Raw genomic sequence first — 17097 nt, forward strand, 5'->3', positions numbered from 1 at the left:
TCACCCTTTCAGCTTCAGCACCTTGCGGGCGTTCTCGTGCAGGAACTTGGGCCACACCTCGTCCTTGAAGGGCACGTGCGGCATGTCGGTGAAGATCCGGTCGAGCGTCAGCCCGGCCGGAAAGTAGCCCGCGTAGATGATCTTGTCGGCACCGCGGGTGTTGGCGTAGTCGACGATCGCCTTCGGGTAGTGCTTGGGCGCGAACGCGGAGGTCGAGTAGTAGAGGTTGGGCCACTTGAGCATCAGTTTGACGGCCAGGTCCTGCCACGGCTCGCACCCGTGCCGGGTGACGAACACCAGGTCCGGGAAGTCGAACATCACGTCGTCGATCAACTCGACGTGCTGCACCGCGGACTTGAGCCGCGGCCCCGCGATGCCCGCGCACGCGAAGATCGGGATGTCGAGCTCGACGCACTTGGCGTAGATCGGGTACATCTGTGGCGCGTTGAGGGCCACCTGAGGGAACGTGCCCGCGGCGAACGAACTCACCGAGACGATGCCGAACTCCTCGTACTCACGGGTCATCCGGTTCAGGGTGCCCATGATGTCGTTGGGGTCGACCGCCGATCCCTGCGGGACGAACCGGTCCGGGAACATGCGGACCGCACGCTGCCCGGACTCCTTGGCCATGCTCACCATGCCGATCTCGATGCCGTGCCTGTCCATCTCGTGCAGTGTCACCGAGATCGGGTCGTCGGTGGACAGGTCGGCCGGCACACCTGTGAACATGTACTGGGCGGGCATGCTGTACTCGTCGCGGCTCTCGCGGTCCTTCGTCTGACGCGTGATGAAGGCGTACTCGTCGTAGCCCGCCTCGCGGAAGCCGATGTGCGTGTCGATGACGGGTATGCCGTCGTAGGGCGTCATGCCTTCTGCTCCTTCATGATCGGCCTGCCGCGCAGGTCCCGGACGGTCAGCCCTTCACGTTCGAGAACGTCCAGGCTCGCCTCGATCCTGCCGGTGTGGTGTGGCGGCGTATCGCACAGCCACGTCACCGCCTCGACCATCTCCTCGAGCGACTCCGGGACGAACCACTCCGAGCCGACCATCGTCGATGCCACCGACAGCGCACCGGAGGTGGCGACGGCGGAGCGCGGACGCACTGCGTTGACGCGAATTCCGGTGCCGTTCAGTTCGGCTGCGAGGCCGGCTGTCATCCGGTCCTGTGCCGCCTTGCTCATGCCGTACAGGGCGGTGCCGTGGATGTCGGCGTCGAGGTCGGTCTCCCCCGCGGGCAGCGGTTCGACCGGGCGAATCCGGGCGGTCCCGCTGGTGATGTTGACGATCCAGCCCTCGCCCCGCTCACGCATTCCCGGGATCACCCGTTGTGCGAGATCGAGCGGCGCATGCACGTTCACCTCGAATGTCAGGTGCGCCCGCTTGGCCGGGTAGTGCCGCAGCGGCTGGAAGATCGCGGCCGCCGCGTTGTTGACCAGGATGTCGACGGACCCGCCCAGTGCCGCCTCGGCCTCCGGGACGATCCGCGCCCGGGACTCCGGATTCTCCAGTGCGGCAGGGACGATCGTGACCGTACCGCCAGCGGCGCGGATCAGGTGGGCAGTCGCAGCGAGTGTGCCGTCGAATCCCTGGCCCGGTTCGTCGACGGTGCGCGCGACGATCGCGACCGCGGCCCCGTCGGCCGCGAGCCGCTGGGCGATCGCCGCCCCGATGCCACGACTGGCACCGGTGACGATCGCCCGGCGCCCCTCGAACCGGTGGGTCACGCGCTCAGCTCCGCCTCGAGCTGCGCCGCGAAGGACTCGCGCAGCAGCACGTCGTTCGGGTTCTCCGGCAGCTCGGCGAGAGGCTGCGCGACCTCGGACGGCGTGGGTCCGTACGTCGCGGCGAGCGGCGCCAGCGCATCGAGGTCGAAGTCGTACAGTTCGGCTGCGTTCTCGGCGAACAGCTTCCGCAGCTCCGCCTCCTCCACGTCGTGCATGACCTGGCGGATGCACTCGCGGGTGAACGGGTAGGTGCCCTCGTTGTGGGGGTAGTCGCTGCCCCACATGAACTTGCCCTCACCCAGGGTGTCGCGCGACGCCATGTCCTGCGCCGACGGCATCGTCGCACCGACCCACACGTTGCGGCGGAAGTACTCGCTCGGACGCAGCGGCAACTGCTCGTCCTCGCTGTAGAACAGCTCGCCGATCCGGCCTGTGCGCTTGACGCGCAGATCGACGGTGTCGAGCTGACGCATCAGGTCCGGCGCCCACGCACACCCCTGCTCCGAGACCGCGAACTTGAGCTTCGGGAACCGCTCGAAGACGCCCGAGAGAATCATCTGCACCAGCGGGCGCATCGAGTAGAAGCCCACCTCGTTGATGTAGAGCATCGAGGACGTCCTGTAGCGGCCGTAGTCGGGCAGACCGGTGCCCGCATGACTGTTCACCGGCACGCCGAGGTCCTCACAGACCTCCCACAGACGGTCGTACTCGGGGTCGTACAGCGGCTTGACCCACTTGACGTCCGGTGCCAGGTTCGGCAGCAGGATGCCACCCCGCAGTCCGTTCTCCTTGATCCACTTCACGTCCGCGACGGCCTCGTCGACGTCGTTGAGGAAGATCTGCGCGACACCTGCACGCTGCGCGGGAGCGTCGTCGCAGAAGTCCTTCAGCCACCGGTTGTGGGCGCGAATGCCGGCCAGTCGCTTCGCGAAGTCCTCGGCGCGCGGCGGACCGGCGAGTACCGCGGCGCTCGGGAAGAACGGCGGCACCGTGTTCGGGAAGAGCACCTCTCCCACCGTGCCGTCCTCCTGGGTCTCCTTCATGCGGCGCTCGTTGTCCCAGTTGCGGGTTCGGCCGTCGTCCACGAGATCGCGATAGGGGTTCTTGTACCGACCACGCCAGGCATCGAACTCCTCGTGCCACTCGGACTCGAGGTACTCGCGGTACGTCGCGTGGTCGGCGCCGGCGTGACTGTCGGCGGAGATGAGGATGTACGGGCGTTCGTTCGTCACTGCGATTCTCCTGATCAACGGCACTACTGAAACCGTGTTCTATCTACTTGCATCGAAGACTAGCGCGCATTCACTGCTTGTCAAGCCTCGATCTCACTCCGATTAGAATCCTGTTCTATCCGCTGTGCGTTCTCCCGCGAAACGCCGGGGAGCCCCCGGCCCGACGGCCGGGGGCTCCCCGAAGCGCCCGGACGCTACTGCGTTGCGGTCGAGAACTTGGATGCGAACGCATGAATGCCGGCGACCACGTGGTCGAGCTCCTCGTCCGTCGTACCGTGACTCATCCCGAGCGACATACCCCGCTCGAACACCTCGTCCGCGTTGGGCAGCCCACCCTCGGGAACCCGGTACTCGACGTTCCGCATCATCGGGTGGCGAGTGACGTTGCCGCTCCACACCGTTCGGGTGTCGATACCCGCACCCTCGAGCGACTCCTGCAGGTCGGACCGCTCGAAGCCGGCGTCCTCTCGGATCGTCACCGGGTAGCACAGCCAGGCGGTGTGGAACCCTTCCAGCGGCTTCGGCAGCCGGAACAGGTCCGGATATGCGCCGAACGCCGCGCTGAACGCGTCGAAGATCTCGTGGCGACGCTTGTAGTTGACGTCGAGCTTGCTGAGCTGCACGAGCCCGAACGCAGAACCCAGCTCGGACGGCTCGAAGTTCCACGGCAGGACGTCGAAGATGAAATCGTTGTCGTAGGCGACTCCGTCGAGGTCTTCGCGGAACACCCGCCCCGTCTTCGCCTGCTCGGACCCGAAGAGATGCGGCTCGGAACGACGGCCCCAGCGCCGCAGCATCAGGCCCTTGTCCCGAAGCTTCTCGTCGTCGAGACACACCATGCCACCGTTGCCGGCGCAGGTGATGATGTGCGACATCGCGAAACTCGTGACCGTGATGTCCGAGCGGGAGCCGGTCTTGGTGCCGCGCAGCGTGGTACCGATGCAGTCACACGAATCCTCGATGACCTTGAGATCGTGCCGGTCCGCGATCTCGCGGATCGTGTCCCAGTCGGGCGCGTTGCCCGCGAGGTTCGGAACCAGGATCGCCTTGGTCCTGTCGGTGATCAGCTCCTCGATCTTGGAGGCGTCGACATTGTAGGTGTCGGGCTCGACGTCGACGAACACCGGAACCCACCCACCACGCACGATCGGCGAGACATCCGTCGAGAACGTGAGCGGCGAGGTGATGACCTCGGACCCCTTGGGCAGATCCAGCAGCTCGAGCGCCAGGTACAGCGCGGACGAGCCCGAATTGCACATCAGGCCCAGCTTCTTCCCGTACAGATCGGCGACCCGCCGCTCCATCTCGGCGACGTTCTTGCCGATTTTGAGCGCGAACGGGCCACCGCGCAGAACCTCGAGGCACGCCTCGATCTCGCGCTCGTCGTGCACGCTGCGGGCATAGACAACCCTGGTCATGGAATCTCCTCGTCACAGTTTTCGGTAGACATCCGGAACGGCTGCCGATGCCGCCGTCCGGCCGGAACGCCGCATCGATTCGAGCGGATGCAGGCGTGGTCGCACTCCGTGCGCAGATGCGAACCCGTGCGGGCCGCGATGACGGAGGCACCGCGGTGCCGTCCCGTCCGACAATTGCGAATTACGTCCTTTGAACGTTCATTCAATCGGAATATAGATCGGCGACATCGACCCGTCAAGACCTGGAACGAGATTCCACCCCGAACGTACGTCGACCGCCAACAGCGTTGCAGTGCAACACTTTTACTCTCGTTCCGAAGCGCAGTCGACACGCGTTTGACCCCGAGCGACTCGACCCATATGGTGTTTGAATGATTGTTCAATCGGAAGCGGGAACGGGATCGAGAAGCGCTCCGGACCGCAAGTCCGAGATCCTCGCCGCCGCCGCAGCCGCGTTCGCCGCCCACAGCATCGCGGGCACGTCCATGCGCGAGATCGGCGACGCGGTCGGCCTCAACGCCGGCGCGCTGTACCACTACTTCCGATCGAAGAATGCCATCGTCAACGAGCTGGTGACCGGCTACCTGTCCGATCTGCTCACCGACTACCGGTCGATGAACCTCGACGATCTCGAACCGCGCGCCCGACTCAAGGCGATCGTGGACGTCTCGCTCGCCACCGGTGCCGCACGACCCGACGCGACGAAGGTCTACCACGCGGAGTTCGCGAACCTGCGCAACCTCCTCGACTACGCGGAGGCACGCCGTCTCGCGGACTCGATCCAGACCATCTGGCTCGACGCGATCGAGGCGGGAAAGGACGCCGGTTCCCTCCGGAAAGACGTTCCTTCCAAGGTCTTCCACCGGTTCCTACGCGACTCCGTGTGGTTCAGCGTCTACTGGCGCAAACCCGACGACCCCTACACCCTCGACGAACTCTCCGAGGACTGCCTGGCGGTGTTCCTGGACGGGATGGCCCTGCGGCCCACCGACGCCTGCATCACCACCCCCGATCAGTGAAGGAAGAACTCCCGTCAGCACCCCTGACACCCCCGCTGCGCTTCAAGTCCGGCAACCCGCCGAGCGGTCCGCCGCGATCGTCAAGGCCACCACCTTCCACGACGACCCGGACGTCCTCGCCAAGGTCTCCCGCGGTCTCGGTGAGGCGATGGTCGGTATCGACGTCGGCGAGATCCCGCAGCCGCACCGCCTCGCCGAACGCGGCTGGTGACCCGATCACGGACTGCGGCTGTGCCGACCTCCCGGGAGGACCGGGTCAGAGCATCAACCGGATCAGGTCCGCGGTGCGGACGAGTCCGGGGAGGGCGGCATCGGTCGAACGCGGATGCAGCGCATGAACTGCCAGCCGGAACATCAAGGCCCGCAACAGCATCTGTGGCCACTCCGGAAGGTCCTCCCAGCGACCGACGAGCTCCTCGTCGGCTCCGCCCCAGGAGATCGCGTCCACGACCACCACGCCCGCGGCCCACGCGGCCGGGCGCCAGTACGGCGTGATGTCCGTCAGCCCCGGTGCCTCCGAGCCCTGGAAGAGCACCGTGCCGAACAGGTCTCCGTGGACCAGCTGATCGGGGCTGTGCACCGGCTTGCGCAGAGTCGCGAGCTGTCCGATCAACTCGATGCTGGTGCGGCCGTCGGCGGTGGACGGCTCGAACTGCCCCTTCACTCCCCGCAGCGGCACCTGCTCCCACGCGGATCGGTCCGCTGCGACGAACACGTCCACGTCCTGCCACGGCGGCACCGGCGGTTGCATGAGGAACCGGGGACGCTCCAGCGGTGCGGTCACCGCGTGCAACCGGAGCGACATCGACACCACCTCGTCGTGCCGGGGCTCCGCCGTGCCGTCGATGAACGTGTCCGCCCGCCAACCCGATACGACGTAGCGGCCGTCGGTCGCCCGCACCGGACGCGCCAGTCGCACCCCGTCCGGGTTCAGCGTCTCCCGCACCTTCGCCGACCAGGCCGCGCGAGCGTGATCGGCGACCGGCGACAACACGACGTCGCCGCATCGCCAGCCGCCCTCCCAGTCCGGGCCGAGCGCAACCGGGGTCGTCTCCCGCAGCCCGAAGGTGGAACGCACATGCAGAGGAGGTTCGACGGAGCTCACGCCGCCAACGCTACCGCCGAGTCCGCCCCCGATCGGCGCTGACGCGCCACAAAGTCCCCGCGCCGACACACAGCGAAGTCCTAGTAGGTCGGCAGACTCGGGTCCACCTGCGCGGCCCACGCGGTGATGCCACCCTGCAGATGCCTGGCGTCGGAGAACCCGGCCTGTCTGAGGGCGGCCAGCACCTCCGCCGAGCGGATCCCGGTCTTGCAGTACGCCACGATCGGCCGGTCCTGCGGCAACTCGACGAGCGCGTCCCCGGACAGGATGCGGCCCTTCGGGACCAGCGTCGCGCCTGCGATGTGCACGATCTCCCACTCGACGGGCTCACGGACGTCGATCAGCGCGACCTCGCCCGCCTTCACGAGTGCCGCGAGTTCGGTCGCGGTCACCGTGCCGTCCGCGGCGGCGTCCCGTGCGTCGTCGGTGACCACCCCGCAGAACGCGTCGTAGTCGATCAACTCGGTCACCGGCGCGCGTCCGGGATCGCGCCGCAGCCGGATGGTGCGGTAGTTCATCGCCAGGGCGTCGTAGATCATCAGCCGCCCGAGCAGCGGTTCCCCGATCCCGGTGATCAGTTTGATCGCCTCGGTCGCCATCACGGAACCGATCGAGGCGCACAGCACGCCGAGCACACCGCCCTCCGCGCAGGACGGAACCGTCCCCGGGGCGGGCGCCTCGGGGTACAGGTCGCGGTAGTTCAGCCCCCTACCGTCGGGTGCCGCCTCCCAGAACACCGACACCTGGCCCTCGAACCGATAGATCGACCCCCACACGTACGGCTTCCCGGCGAGGATCGCGGCATCGTTGACGAGGTAGCGGGTCGCGAAGTTGTCGGTGCCGTCGAGGATCAGGTCGTACTGCGAGAAGAGGTCGACGGCATTCGTGCTGTCGAGGCGGAACTCGTGCAGTCGCACGTCCACCCGGTCGTTGATCTCGAGGACGGAATCCCGCGCACTGTGGGCCTTGGGCCGGCCGACGTCGGACCTTCCGTGGATGACCTGTCGCTGCAGGTTCGACTCCTCGACCTCGTCGAACTCCACGATGCCGATCGTCCCCACACCTGCAGCGGCGAGGTAGAGCAATGTCGGCGAGCCGAGGCCACCGGCGCCGATGACGAGGACCTTCGCGTTCTTGATCCGTTTCTGACCTGTCACACCGACGTTCGGGATGATCAGGTGCCTGCTGTACCGGGCCACCTCGTCGCGGTCGAGGTCCGCGGCAGGCTCCACCAGCGGCGGCAGGGAGCGGCTGTCGGGAGTGAATGCGGGAGACGCCATACAACCATTGTCCCCACGGGCGACGTCGCGGCGACGGTGCCCCCGCCGCGGTGCCGTCGGCTACCGTCCAGACCGTCACCCACCGGCAGGCACACCAGAGGAGCCCGATGACCGAGTCCGCAGCAGATCCCGCCGTCCACCGGACGGCGATCACCGTGCGCTGGTCCGACATGGACGCGTTCAAGCACGTGAACCACGCGCGGATGGTCACCCTGCTGGAGGAGGCTCGGATCGACTGGCTCACGTCCGTCGACCCCGAGGTCGCCGCGTTGCTGCGGAACTCGGTCGTCGCGCACCTCGAGATCCGGTACCGGACTCCCCTCGCCCACGCGGACAGTCCCCTGCAGGTGTCGATGTGGCTGGCCCGGGTGCGCAGCGCGGACCTCACGGTCCACTACGAGGTCCGGGCCGCGGGCGCCGCAGCCGACTCACGCCCGGCGGTGGAGGCGTCCACCCAGTTGGCTCTCGGCGATCCGTATGCGCGCACCCTCCGGAGGCTCACCGACGACCAGCGCTCGGTGCTCGCACCGTGGGTGCGGCCGAACGGGGTGTGACGCTGCGAAGGGGCGTCAGCCGCGGGGGTAGGGCCAGGGGTTGAACCGGCAGGTCTTGCCGTCCATCGGCACGACTCCCTCGGGATCGAGCTTGGCGATGTCGTCGTTCGAGGTGCCGAACGTCTGCTGCATCATCACGGGGGCGAGACCACCGTCCGCCTCGCACGGCTGGTGCGACTCGTAACCGATCGCATGCCCGACCTCGTGGTTGATCAGGTACTGCCGGTACGAGCCGATGTCACCCTGGAAGGCCACCGCGCCGCGTACCCAGCGCGGGTCGTTGAGCACGACGCGGTCGATGCCGGGGTTGTAGCAGGAGACCTCGAGCTGGATGTCGTACCCGCAGGCCTCACGAATCGTCATCTGCGAGGTCAGCGAGATCCGGAACGTCGGCTCACCCGTGTCGACTCGCTGGAACGCGAACCGCGGGTCGTTCGTCCAGCTCTTGGGATTGGCGAGCGTCTGGTCGACCATCCGGGCGAACGACTCGTCACCGCCGAATCCCGCGGTGTCGATGCCGTCCTCGACCTCGACGGTGTACGTGAACACCTGCTCGGTGCCCTGACCGACCTTCGGCGAGGTCCCCGGGAGCACTCGCCACGAGCCCGCGCCCTCGGCAGTGAACGGCCCACCGTCCGGAAGCGTGCCGGACGAGATCGACTCGGCGAAGCTTCCGTCCGCCTGCGGCGGCACGCCGATGATCCCGGTCCCGTCCACGCTCGTGCTCCGGGTCCCGAAACCCGGCAGCCCGTCCTCGGCGGAATCGGTCGGTCCACCGCCGCGGAGGGCGTCGACGAGCACCAGCACCGTCACGACGGCGAGCACCGGAATGGCGTAGGCCCGCCAGCCGTAGGTGGCGACGAACCGGCCCAGCCTGCTCTGCTTGCGGACCTGGCGATCCGGGCGGGGTCCACGCGAGCGGCCGGTGTCACCGCTGACCGGATCCCACAGCGCCCGTAGCGGCTGATGCGACCCGGCCCGGTTGTCCGTCCGGTCGTCGACCCGACCCTCGCGGCCGGGATGTCCACCACCCCGCAACCGCGGTCCACCTCCATCCGTCACGGACCCAGGGTCTCACAGTCGCCGCGGCGCTCCGTTCGGGCGCGCCGGGCGACACACCCGGCAGCGCCGTACCGGAAGGCGCCACGACCTGCGACGCAGCGCCGTCGCACCCACTGGAAACCGGCCCGTGACAGTGACCTGGAATACTCGGGGAGGTTGCATCCGCCAATTCACGGATGCCCGGACGCAGGTTCGGTATTGTTCGATGACTTTGTGCACCCGGCGCCGTGAGCACCTCACCCACGCAGCACGAGGCACGGAATCGTGAAGACGCAGATTGGGAGCACGATGACTGAACTCGCGGATCGTTCCGCAACGCCCTCCGGAAGGCAGGGAGCCAAGCGGAGCACCCGGCTGCCCCGCGATGCGCGTCGGCTCCAGCTCCTGCAGGCGGCCAGCGAGGTGTTCGTCACCCGCGGCTACCACTCGGCCGGCATGGACGAGATCGCGGAATGTGCGGGCGTGAGCAAACCGGTGCTCTACCAGCACTTCCCCGGCAAGCTCGACCTCTACCTCGCGGTGCTCCAGAGCTACGTGGACAACCTCATCTCGGGCGTCCGGCAGGCCCTGCGGTCGACGACGGACAACCGTCAGCGTGTCCGTGCGGCGGTACTGGCCTTCTTCGATTTCGTGGACAACGAGAACCAGGGTTACCGCCTCGTGTTCGAGTCGGACTTCATGGGCGACGCCCAGGTGCAGTCGCAGGTCGATCGCGCCACCGAGGCGTGCGTCGACGCCGTATTCGACCTGGTCGCCCACGATTCGGGACTGGACCCGTACCGGGCCCGCATCCTCGCCGTCGGCCTCGTCGGGACGAGCCAGTTCACGGCGCGTTACTGGCTGCAGGCCAACCGCCCGATCCCCAAGGAGGAGGCCGTGGACACGACCGTCGCCCTGGCGTGGGGCGGCCTCTCGCACGTGCCGATGCAGTCCTGACCACGTCGGACGGCATCAACAGTACGAACACGAACGGGACGCGGAGATCACTCCGCGTCCCGTTCTGCGTTCTCGGACCGTGTGGCGCCGATCAGCTGCTGAAACCGACCTTGCGGCTGTCGGCCTGACCGATCTCCACGTAGGCCACCTTCGCCGCCTGGATCAGGAACTTGCGGCCCTTCTCGTCGACGAGCGTGAGCACGCCCGCGGCGTCACCACCGATCGCCGCGGAGACGAGCTCGGTCACCTCGTCGGGGGTCTGCTCGCTGTTGACGATCAGCTCACGCGGGCTGTCAGAAATGCCGATCTTGACCTCCACGGCCAACCTCCGAAGTCTCGTGCCATCACTACCGGTGCCCAGGCTAGTGCAGACACCTGCCGAGAAACCCGCGCGCGGCGTGTGCTGACAGCGAACAGCACCGGCACCGGCGCCGGAACACGGTCAGACGAGGCCGAGGACCGCCATCCGTTCGGCGTGCCGCTGCTGCATCCGGTCGAAGAGCGCGGCGACACCGTTCAGGTCGCCACTCGCTGTGAGCACGAGGTCGGTCAACTCCTCGCGCTGCGCCATCACGAACTGTGCCTGGGTGATCGCCTCGCCGAGCAGCCTCCGGCCCCACAGCATGAGGCGGTCCTTCTCCTTGGTGCTCGCCCGGACGGCCTCGCTCACCTCGTGGACCACGAACTCGGAGTGCCCGGTCTCGGCGAGCACCTCGCGGACCACGGTCGCGACGGACGGGTCCAGGGCGTCGGCGATCTCCAGGTAGAAGTCCGCCGCGATGCCGTCGCCCACGTGCGCCTTGACCAGCGACTCGAGCCACGTCGACGGATGGGTCGAACGGTGGTAGTCGTCGAGCGCCTTCACGAACGGCGTCATCGCCTCGTACACGTCGAGTCCGCGCTCGGTCAGTGCCGTTTCGAGGGTCTCGAAGTGCCGGATCTCGGCGCCCGCCATCCGGGCCAGCGCGACCCGACCCGCGAGGGTCGGCGCCATCCGCGCGTCCTCGGCGAGGCGGTAGAAAGCGGAGATCTCGCCGTACGCCAGCACGGCGAACAGCTCACTCACACCGGGATGATCGGCGGCGACGGCGGGCGACAGCGAATCGGCGGAATTGGCTCCCATGGAGCACAGCCTAGACGCCGGTGAGCACGCGACTACCTGCGAACTCGGCGGGGCCAGCTACCATGGTCGTGGGGCGCCGCCCGATCACCCGGCCAATCGGATGGATCACGAGGCGTGGCGGCCCATGACAATGTGCGCGCACCTGATCCACAGGTCTTCGTCCCGCGCCGCGCCGCGAACCGGACACACGAGTCCCGGGTCGCCGCGCAGGCCGCAGGACCAGCGACCAGTGGACGAGGTCAACGGCGAGAGTCGGAACTGGGCAATGCCCAGCGCCCGGCAACCGGCCTGGCCCAGCTCGTGCGCGCGTGCCGACGAGGAAGGCCAGAGCACTGAGCAAGATCACGATCGACCACGAAGACGACGCGAGCGAGACCACCCTGTCCGCTCAGCTCGATACCACCCACACCCCACCCTCCTTCGCCGAGCTCGGCGTCCGCGACGAGATCGTCCGGGCACTGGCCGAGATCGGGATCGAGCGCACCTTCGCCATCCAGGAGCTGACCCTCCCGCTGGCACTGGCAGGCGACGACCTCATCGGTCAGGCGCGAACGGGCATGGGCAAGACGTTCGGATTCGGCGTCCCCCTGCTGCACCGCGTGTCCAGCGCCACCGCGACCACCGACGACGCGGACGCTGACGCTCGCCCGGGCACCGCCCCGCTCGACGGCACCCCGCGCGCGCTGGTCATCGTCCCGACCCGCGAACTCTGCATCCAGGTCACCGAGGACCTGGTGAACGCAGGCAAGCACCTGCCCGGCAGCAACGGCCGCAAGCTCTCGGTGCTCTCGATCTACGGCGGTCGGCCGTACGAGACCCAGATCGAGGCGCTGCAGAAGGGCGTCGACGTCATCGTCGGCACCCCCGGCCGCCTACTCGACCTGGCCAAGCAGGGCCACCTGATCCTCGGCAAGATCGGCGTACTCGTGCTGGACGAGGCCGACGAGATGCTCGACCTCGGCTTCCTGCCCGACATCGAGCGCATCCTGCAGATGGTGCCCGACTCCCGGCAGACGATGCTGTTCTCGGCGACGATGCCCGGCCCGATCATCACCCTGGCCCGCACGTTCCTGACGCAGCCCACGCACATCCGCGCGGAGGAGCCGGAGTCGTCGGCCGTTCACGACCGCACCAGCCAGCACATCTACCGCGCGCACGCGCTGGACAAGGCCGAGATGGTCGCTCGGATCCTGCAGGCCGAGGGCCGCGGCGCCACCATGATCTTCACCCGCACCAAGCGGACCGCGCAGAAGGTGGCCGACGAGCTGAACGAGCGTGGCTTCTCGGTCGGCGCGGTGCACGGCGACCTCGGCCAGATCGCTCGCGAGAAGGCGCTCAAGGCCTTCCGCACCGGCAAGGTGGACGTGCTCGTCGCGACCGACGTCGCGGCTCGAGGCATCGACATCGACGACGTCACCCACGTCATCAACTACCAGTGCCCGGAGGACGAGAAGACCTACGTGCACCGGATCGGCCGCACCGGCCGCGCCGGCCGCACCGGCACCGCCGTCACCCTGGTCGACTGGGACGACATCCCGCGCTGGCAGCTGATCGACAAGGCGCTGGACCTCGGGATCCCGGAGCCGGTCGAAACCTACTCCAGCTCGGAGCACCTCTTCACCGAGCTGAACATTCCCACCGACGCCAAGGGCACCGTCCGGAAGCCCAAACCGGAACGCGCACAGAACGTTTCCACCGATGACGGTGCGGCCGAGGGCGGCGCCTCCGAGCGTCCGCGCCGCACACGCGCCCGCAAGCGCACCCGCGGCGGCCGCACCGCCGACGCGGCCAGCACCGCACCCGCCGACACCTCGTCGGAAGCGGTCGCACCGGAGCCGACCTCCCCCAGCGGCGAGGCGGCACCCGCTCGGCGCCGTCGTCGTCGCCGCCGCTCCGGTGGCGCCGGAGTCGGCACGGCCACCGCAACGGCCTCGGAGTAACCGACCACCGTGCTCGCACCCGAGCGGCGCACCCGCGCCGACGTCCTGGCCGCGTGCGTCATCGCGGTACTCGTCGTGGTGGCGGCCGGCGTGATCTGGCTGACCGGTGACGCGCACGGCACCGAGTCGGTCCGCGCCGACAACCCCGCGCCACCCGCGCAGAACGCCCCGGCCGTACCCGACAGCCTCGTCGAGGCATGGCGCGCGGACAGCGACGCCACCGCGACCCCCGTGGTCGCGGGCGGCGTCGCCGTCACAGGCGACGGTGACACCGTCACCGGTCGGGACGGGGTCACGGGCGAGCACCTGTGGCACTACCGGCGGGACCGGGCGCTGTGCGGGCTCGTCGGGGCGTGGAACACCGCCGTCGCCGTCTATCCCGACGGACGCGGGTGCGGGCAGGTCACCCAGCTCGACGGGTCGACGGGCGTCCGCCAGGCCCAGCGGTCGAGCGACGCCGACGACCCGGTGACCCTCTCGGAAGACGGCACGTACGTGCTCGCGTTCGGCGACAGCCGAATGGAGGTCTGGCGTTCCGACCTCGTGCGCACGCTCGAGTACGGCCGGGTCGATGCGCCGGTGAACCCCGGCGTGCAACCCCGATCCGGGTGCGAACTGCTCTCGGCGGCGTCGAGCAGCAGCCGACTGGCAGTCCTGGAGTCCTGCCCCGGTGACGCCGCGGTGCGGCTCAGCGTTCTCAACCCGGCGCCGAAGGAGAACACCACACCGCAGGAGTACGGGTCGATCGTCCTCGACGTCGGCGGCGACCGGGCCGACGCCCACGTCCTCGCCGTCTCCGGTGAGCGGACCGCCGTCTACCTGCCGCCGTCGGACGGCGTCCCCGCCGCGGTCGTCGTGTACGACGGAGCCGGTGTCGAGTCCGCCCGGTTCCCCGCGCCCTCCGACGTCTCCCCCACGACCACGGTCGCCCGCACCGGATCGTTCGTCAGCTGGTGGACGGGATCACAGGTGATCTCTTTGCGCGCAACCGATTTCACCCCGGGATGGACCGTCCAGGACGCGCTCGGCCCGGGCACCCAGATGGGCGGCCGGTTCCTCGTTCCCGTCGACGGCGCCCTCGCGGTGATCGACACGGCCTCCGGCGCCGAGGTGAAGCGCATCCCCGTCGCCCGCGACGAGAATCCCCTCGCCTCGGGTGGCCGGCCGATCACGTCCACAGCGCTCGGCGACACCCTCTTCGAACAGCGCGGGGACCAACTCGTCGCGCTGCGCGCCGGCTGATCCGCCGCGGCTCACTCCGCGGCGGTGAACGTCCGCAGGTCGGCGCCGTCGTCCCAGTGGGCGACCAGGTTTCCCGCCAGTTCCCGGTACGCCTGCGCGCCCTTGTTGCCGCGGCCGGCGAGCACCGTCGCCCCCGATGCGCTCGCTTCGGCGAACCGGACCGTGCGCGGGATCGGCGGCGCGAGCACCGGCAGGTCGTAACGGTCGGCGACGTCGGAGAGGACGTCCCGGCTGTGGGTGGTGCGCGCGTCGTACAGCGTCGGCAACGCACCGAGCAGCGTCAGGTCCGGGTTGGTGATCTGCTGCACCTCGGTCACGGTGCGCAGCAACTGCCCGACACCGCGGTGCGCCAACGTCTCGCACTGCAACGGCACCAGCACCGCGTTCGCCGCCGTGAGGCCGTTGAGGGTGAGCACCCCGAGCGACGGCGGGCAGTCCACGAGGACGACGTCGTAGTCGTCGTCGAGCGTGGCCAGTGCCCGTTTCAGGGTGAACTCGCGGCCCGGGCGCATCAGCAGCACCGCTTCGGCGCCCGCGAGGTCGATCGTGGCGGGAACGAGCGCGAACCCCTCGTCGGTGTCGAGGACGACGTCCCGCAGCGGCAACTGTCCCGTCAGCACGTCGTGCACCGAGGTCTCGAGCCGGTCCGGATTGTGGCCGAGCGAGAAGGTCAGGCAGCCCTGCGGGTCGAGGTCGACGACCAGGACCTTCCGTCCGAGCCCCGCCAGCGCGGCGCCGAGCGACGCCACCGTCGTGGTCTTCGCGACCCCACCCTTTTGATTCGCCACCGCGAGCACTGTCGTCACGGCAGTGATCTTTGCGTACTCGCGGCGCGCCCGCGACCGGCACGCGGCGGCGCCGGACCCGGCCTGAGATGATGCGCAGGTGGTAGCACCGGCGCACGACCGCCCGAACCCCCGCGTCGTCGTCCTCCGTCACGGTCTGACCGAGTGGGCGGCGGCGGGCAGACACACGGGACGTACCGACGTTCCGCTCACCCCGGAGGGTGAGCGGGAGGCCCGGGAGGCGGGTACCCGCGTCGGCGCGCTGAGCCTGCACGAGCCGGCGGTGTTGTGCAGCCCGCGGACCCGAGCCGAGCGCACGGCCGCGCTCGCGGGCCTGCCGGCCCGTCCGTGGGACGCCCTGGTCGAGTGGGACTACGGCCGCTACGAGGGCCTGACGAGCGCGCAGATCCGCGCCGACGTCCCCCACTGGACCGTGTGGACGCATCCGTGCCCCGGAGGCGAGGACCCCGACACGGTGGAGGCGCGGGCGGACATGGTCCTCGCCGTCGCCGAGTCGCACCTGCCCGAACACGACGTCGTCCTGGTCGGGCACGGCCACTTCTCCCGCGCCCTGATCGCCCGCTGGGTCGGTCTGCCGCTCGCCGAGGGACGCCGCTTCGCACTCTCACCGAGCGGACTGACGGTGCTGGGATTCGAACACGGCATGCGGCAGATCGTCTCCCACAACGTCACCTGAGCCCCACGAGAGCAGCGAAAGCGAAAGAGGTACAGCATGATCCGCCGCATCGAACCAGCGGACACGGCCGCGGTCACGGGACTGGTCTACGAGCTGGCCGAGTACGAGAAGGCCCGCCACGAGTGCTCGCTGACCGAGCAGCAGCTCACGACCGCCCTGTTCGGCGACAGCCCGGCGTTGTTCGGGCACGTCGCCGTCGAGGACGGCACGGTCGTCGGGACCGCGCTGTGGTTCCTGAACTTCTCGACCTGGGACGGCGTGCACGGGATCTACCTCGAGGACCTCTACGTCCAGCCGGAGCATCGCGGGCGCGGCCACGGCAAGGCGCTCCTCGCGGCGCTGGCGCGCGAATGCGTCGAGCGGGGGTATTCGCGCCTGGCGTGGTCGGTGCTCACGTGGAACACGCCGTCGATCGAGTTCTACGAGTCACTCGGCGCGGACGCGCAGAGCGAGTGGCTCGGATACCGATTGAGCGGCGACGGGCTGACGCGACTCGCGGCGGAAGTGGTGAACTGACGCGACCCGAGGCGGGCGCCCGACCCGGTTCGTCAGTCCTGCGGTTCGTCCTCGGCCTCGCCGTACTCCTGCGCCATCCACCGGGAGGTGGGTACGGAGAACAGCAACACGAGCGCGGGCACGACCACGAGCGCCGCGATCACGCCGAGTACCGGCTGATGCGAATCCGTCAGCAACGACCACACCACCGGCAGCAGCAACAGGTTCGCGACGACCGACACGGTGCGTCCCCACCGGTGCCCGCACAACAGGGCGACACCGGCCGCGAGAACCGCACCACCGAGGATGACCAGCCATGCCGCGTTGCCGTAGGGGTTCGCCGCGTCCTGGTCGTGCCCGGTGAGACCGCGCACGACGAACACGACGGCGACGACGACCGCAACGCCGCCTTCGAGAGCGGCGAGGCCACCGGCCCAGCGGACCGTGGCGGGAGTGAGCTGCGATGCGGGCGACTTCGGCACGAC

At 68.9% G+C, this 17097-nt stretch carries 18 protein-coding genes and 1 pseudogene; 8 read left to right on the top strand and 11 right to left on the bottom strand.

The genetic code is table 11. From position 1 onward, the window contains the following. From ACFSJG_RS14275 to ACFSJG_RS14290, 4 genes are all read right to left on the bottom strand, one after another. Positions 1-867, bottom strand: a complete 867-nt coding sequence (locus ACFSJG_RS14275) for an amidohydrolase family protein (RefSeq protein ID WP_378485848.1) — start codon at positions 865-867, stop codon at positions 1-3. After that, complete coding sequence (locus tag ACFSJG_RS14280; protein ID WP_378485849.1) at positions 864-1724, bottom strand: SDR family NAD(P)-dependent oxidoreductase; 861 nt, start codon at positions 1722-1724, stop codon at positions 864-866. The genes ACFSJG_RS14275 and ACFSJG_RS14280 overlap by 4 nt, the downstream gene beginning before the upstream one ends. Continuing rightward, on the bottom strand, positions 1721-2956 hold the full coding sequence (locus ACFSJG_RS14285; protein ID WP_378485850.1) for an amidohydrolase family protein: 1236 nt from the start codon (positions 2954-2956) through the stop codon (positions 1721-1723). The genes ACFSJG_RS14280 and ACFSJG_RS14285 overlap by 4 nt, the downstream gene beginning before the upstream one ends. A gap of 194 nt (positions 2957-3150) precedes the next feature. Further along, the gene (locus tag ACFSJG_RS14290) at positions 3151-4374 is read right to left on the bottom strand and encodes a DegT/DnrJ/EryC1/StrS family aminotransferase (protein WP_378485851.1); all 1224 of its coding nucleotides are present in this window, start codon (positions 4372-4374) and stop codon (positions 3151-3153) included. 371 nt (positions 4375-4745) lie between these two features. Between ACFSJG_RS14290 and ACFSJG_RS14295 the strand changes: the two genes are divergently transcribed. After that, positions 4746-5393: a TetR/AcrR family transcriptional regulator gene (locus ACFSJG_RS14295; protein WP_378485852.1), complete on the top strand. Its 648-nt coding sequence runs from the start codon at positions 4746-4748 to the stop codon at positions 5391-5393. Positions 5394-5448: 55 nt separating this feature from the next. Then, positions 5449-5604 (top strand): annotated as a pseudogene (locus tag ACFSJG_RS14300) (pyridoxal 5'-phosphate synthase lyase subunit PdxS); the annotation flags it as partial. A gap of 45 nt (positions 5605-5649) precedes the next feature. On the opposite strand, the gene ACFSJG_RS14305 reads toward ACFSJG_RS14300, so the two are convergent. Together ACFSJG_RS14305 and moeZ are read right to left on the bottom strand one after the other, a co-directional pair. Continuing rightward, positions 5650-6498, bottom strand: coding sequence for a TIGR02569 family protein (locus tag ACFSJG_RS14305; RefSeq protein ID WP_378485853.1), 849 nt, complete (start codon positions 6496-6498; stop codon positions 5650-5652). Positions 6499-6578: 80 nt separating this feature from the next. Beyond that, complete coding sequence (gene moeZ / locus ACFSJG_RS14310) at positions 6579-7778, bottom strand: adenylyltransferase/sulfurtransferase MoeZ (RefSeq protein WP_378485854.1); 1200 nt, start codon at positions 7776-7778, stop codon at positions 6579-6581. A gap of 107 nt (positions 7779-7885) precedes the next feature. Here moeZ and ACFSJG_RS14315 point away from each other — a divergent pair, with 107 nt between their 5' ends. Next, positions 7886-8332: an acyl-CoA thioesterase gene (locus ACFSJG_RS14315; RefSeq protein ID WP_378485855.1), complete on the top strand. Its 447-nt coding sequence runs from the start codon at positions 7886-7888 to the stop codon at positions 8330-8332. A gap of 15 nt (positions 8333-8347) precedes the next feature. Here the strand turns inward: ACFSJG_RS14315 and ACFSJG_RS14320 are convergent, their stop codons facing one another. Then, positions 8348-9394, bottom strand: coding sequence for a DUF3152 domain-containing protein (locus ACFSJG_RS14320; protein WP_378485856.1), 1047 nt, complete (start codon positions 9392-9394; stop codon positions 8348-8350). A gap of 288 nt (positions 9395-9682) precedes the next feature. Here ACFSJG_RS14320 and ACFSJG_RS14325 point away from each other — a divergent pair, with 288 nt between their 5' ends. After that, positions 9683-10330, top strand: coding sequence for a TetR/AcrR family transcriptional regulator (locus ACFSJG_RS14325; RefSeq protein ID WP_378485857.1), 648 nt, complete (start codon positions 9683-9685; stop codon positions 10328-10330). Between the two features lie 91 nt (positions 10331-10421). On the opposite strand, the gene ACFSJG_RS14330 is transcribed toward ACFSJG_RS14325, so the two are convergent. Both ACFSJG_RS14330 and ACFSJG_RS14335 read right to left on the bottom strand, forming a co-directional pair. Further along, the gene (locus tag ACFSJG_RS14330) at positions 10422-10649 is read right to left on the bottom strand and encodes a DUF3107 domain-containing protein (RefSeq protein WP_378485858.1); all 228 of its coding nucleotides are present in this window, start codon (positions 10647-10649) and stop codon (positions 10422-10424) included. Positions 10650-10772: 123 nt separating this feature from the next. After that, positions 10773-11453 carry a ferritin-like fold-containing protein gene (locus ACFSJG_RS14335; protein WP_378485859.1) on the bottom strand — a complete coding sequence of 227 codons (681 nt, stop codon included), beginning with the start codon at positions 11451-11453 and terminating at the stop codon, positions 10773-10775. A 308-nt stretch (positions 11454-11761) separates the two neighbouring features. Here ACFSJG_RS14335 and ACFSJG_RS14340 point away from each other — a divergent pair, with 308 nt between their 5' ends. Continuing rightward, positions 11762-13393 carry a DEAD/DEAH box helicase gene (locus ACFSJG_RS14340; protein WP_378485860.1) on the top strand — a complete coding sequence of 544 codons (1632 nt, stop codon included), beginning with the start codon at positions 11762-11764 and terminating at the stop codon, positions 13391-13393. A 9-nt stretch (positions 13394-13402) separates the two neighbouring features. Further along, positions 13403-14635: an Rv3212 family protein gene (locus ACFSJG_RS14345; protein ID WP_378485861.1), complete on the top strand. Its 1233-nt coding sequence runs from the start codon at positions 13403-13405 to the stop codon at positions 14633-14635. Positions 14636-14646: 11 nt separating this feature from the next. Here ACFSJG_RS14345 and ACFSJG_RS14350 read toward each other — a convergent pair whose 3' ends face one another. Next, complete coding sequence (locus tag ACFSJG_RS14350; RefSeq protein ID WP_378485862.1) at positions 14647-15441, bottom strand: ParA family protein; 795 nt, start codon at positions 15439-15441, stop codon at positions 14647-14649. Between the two features lie 79 nt (positions 15442-15520). On the opposite strand from ACFSJG_RS14350, the gene ACFSJG_RS14355 reads away from it, so the two are divergent. After that, entirely contained in the window at positions 15521-16117 is a 597-nt protein-coding gene (locus ACFSJG_RS14355) for an acid phosphatase (RefSeq protein WP_378485863.1), read from the top strand. Positions 16118-16153: 36 nt separating this feature from the next. Continuing rightward, the gene (locus ACFSJG_RS14360) at positions 16154-16633 is read left to right on the top strand and encodes a GNAT family N-acetyltransferase (RefSeq protein WP_378485864.1); all 480 of its coding nucleotides are present in this window, start codon (positions 16154-16156) and stop codon (positions 16631-16633) included. 32 nt (positions 16634-16665) lie between these two features. Here ACFSJG_RS14360 and ACFSJG_RS14365 read toward each other — a convergent pair whose 3' ends face one another. After that, positions 16666-17094, bottom strand: a complete 429-nt coding sequence (locus ACFSJG_RS14365; RefSeq protein WP_378485865.1) for a hypothetical protein — start codon at positions 17092-17094, stop codon at positions 16666-16668. Positions 17095-17097 lie beyond the last annotated feature (3 nt).

Origin of the sequence: Rhodococcus gannanensis (genome assembly GCF_042681175.1) — a bacterium.
GTDB lineage: Bacteria > Actinomycetota > Actinomycetes > Mycobacteriales > Mycobacteriaceae > Rhodococcus_G > Rhodococcus_G gannanensis.

What these genes read in the sequence shown, in the direction of transcription:
- ACFSJG_RS14315 (WP_378485855.1), top strand. Translation starts at nt 7,886, where the DNA reads ATGACCGAGTCCGCAGCAGATCCCGCCGTCCACCGGACGGCGATCACC.
- ACFSJG_RS14335 (WP_378485859.1), bottom strand. Translation starts at nt 11,453, where the DNA reads ATGGGAGCCAATTCCGCCGATTCGCTGTCGCCCGCCGTCGCCGCCGAT.
- ACFSJG_RS14325 (WP_378485857.1), top strand. Translation starts at nt 9,683, where the DNA reads ATGACTGAACTCGCGGATCGTTCCGCAACGCCCTCCGGAAGGCAGGGA.
- ACFSJG_RS14290 (WP_378485851.1), bottom strand. Translation starts at nt 4,374, where the DNA reads ATGACCAGGGTTGTCTATGCCCGCAGCGTGCACGACGAGCGCGAGATC.
- moeZ (WP_378485854.1), bottom strand. Translation starts at nt 7,778, where the DNA reads ATGGCGTCTCCCGCATTCACTCCCGACAGCCGCTCCCTGCCGCCGCTG.
- ACFSJG_RS14275 (WP_378485848.1), bottom strand. Translation starts at nt 867, where the DNA reads ATGACGCCCTACGACGGCATACCCGTCATCGACACGCACATCGGCTTC.
- ACFSJG_RS14360 (WP_378485864.1), top strand. Translation starts at nt 16,154, where the DNA reads ATGATCCGCCGCATCGAACCAGCGGACACGGCCGCGGTCACGGGACTG.
- ACFSJG_RS14295 (WP_378485852.1), top strand. Translation starts at nt 4,746, where the DNA reads ATGATTGTTCAATCGGAAGCGGGAACGGGATCGAGAAGCGCTCCGGAC.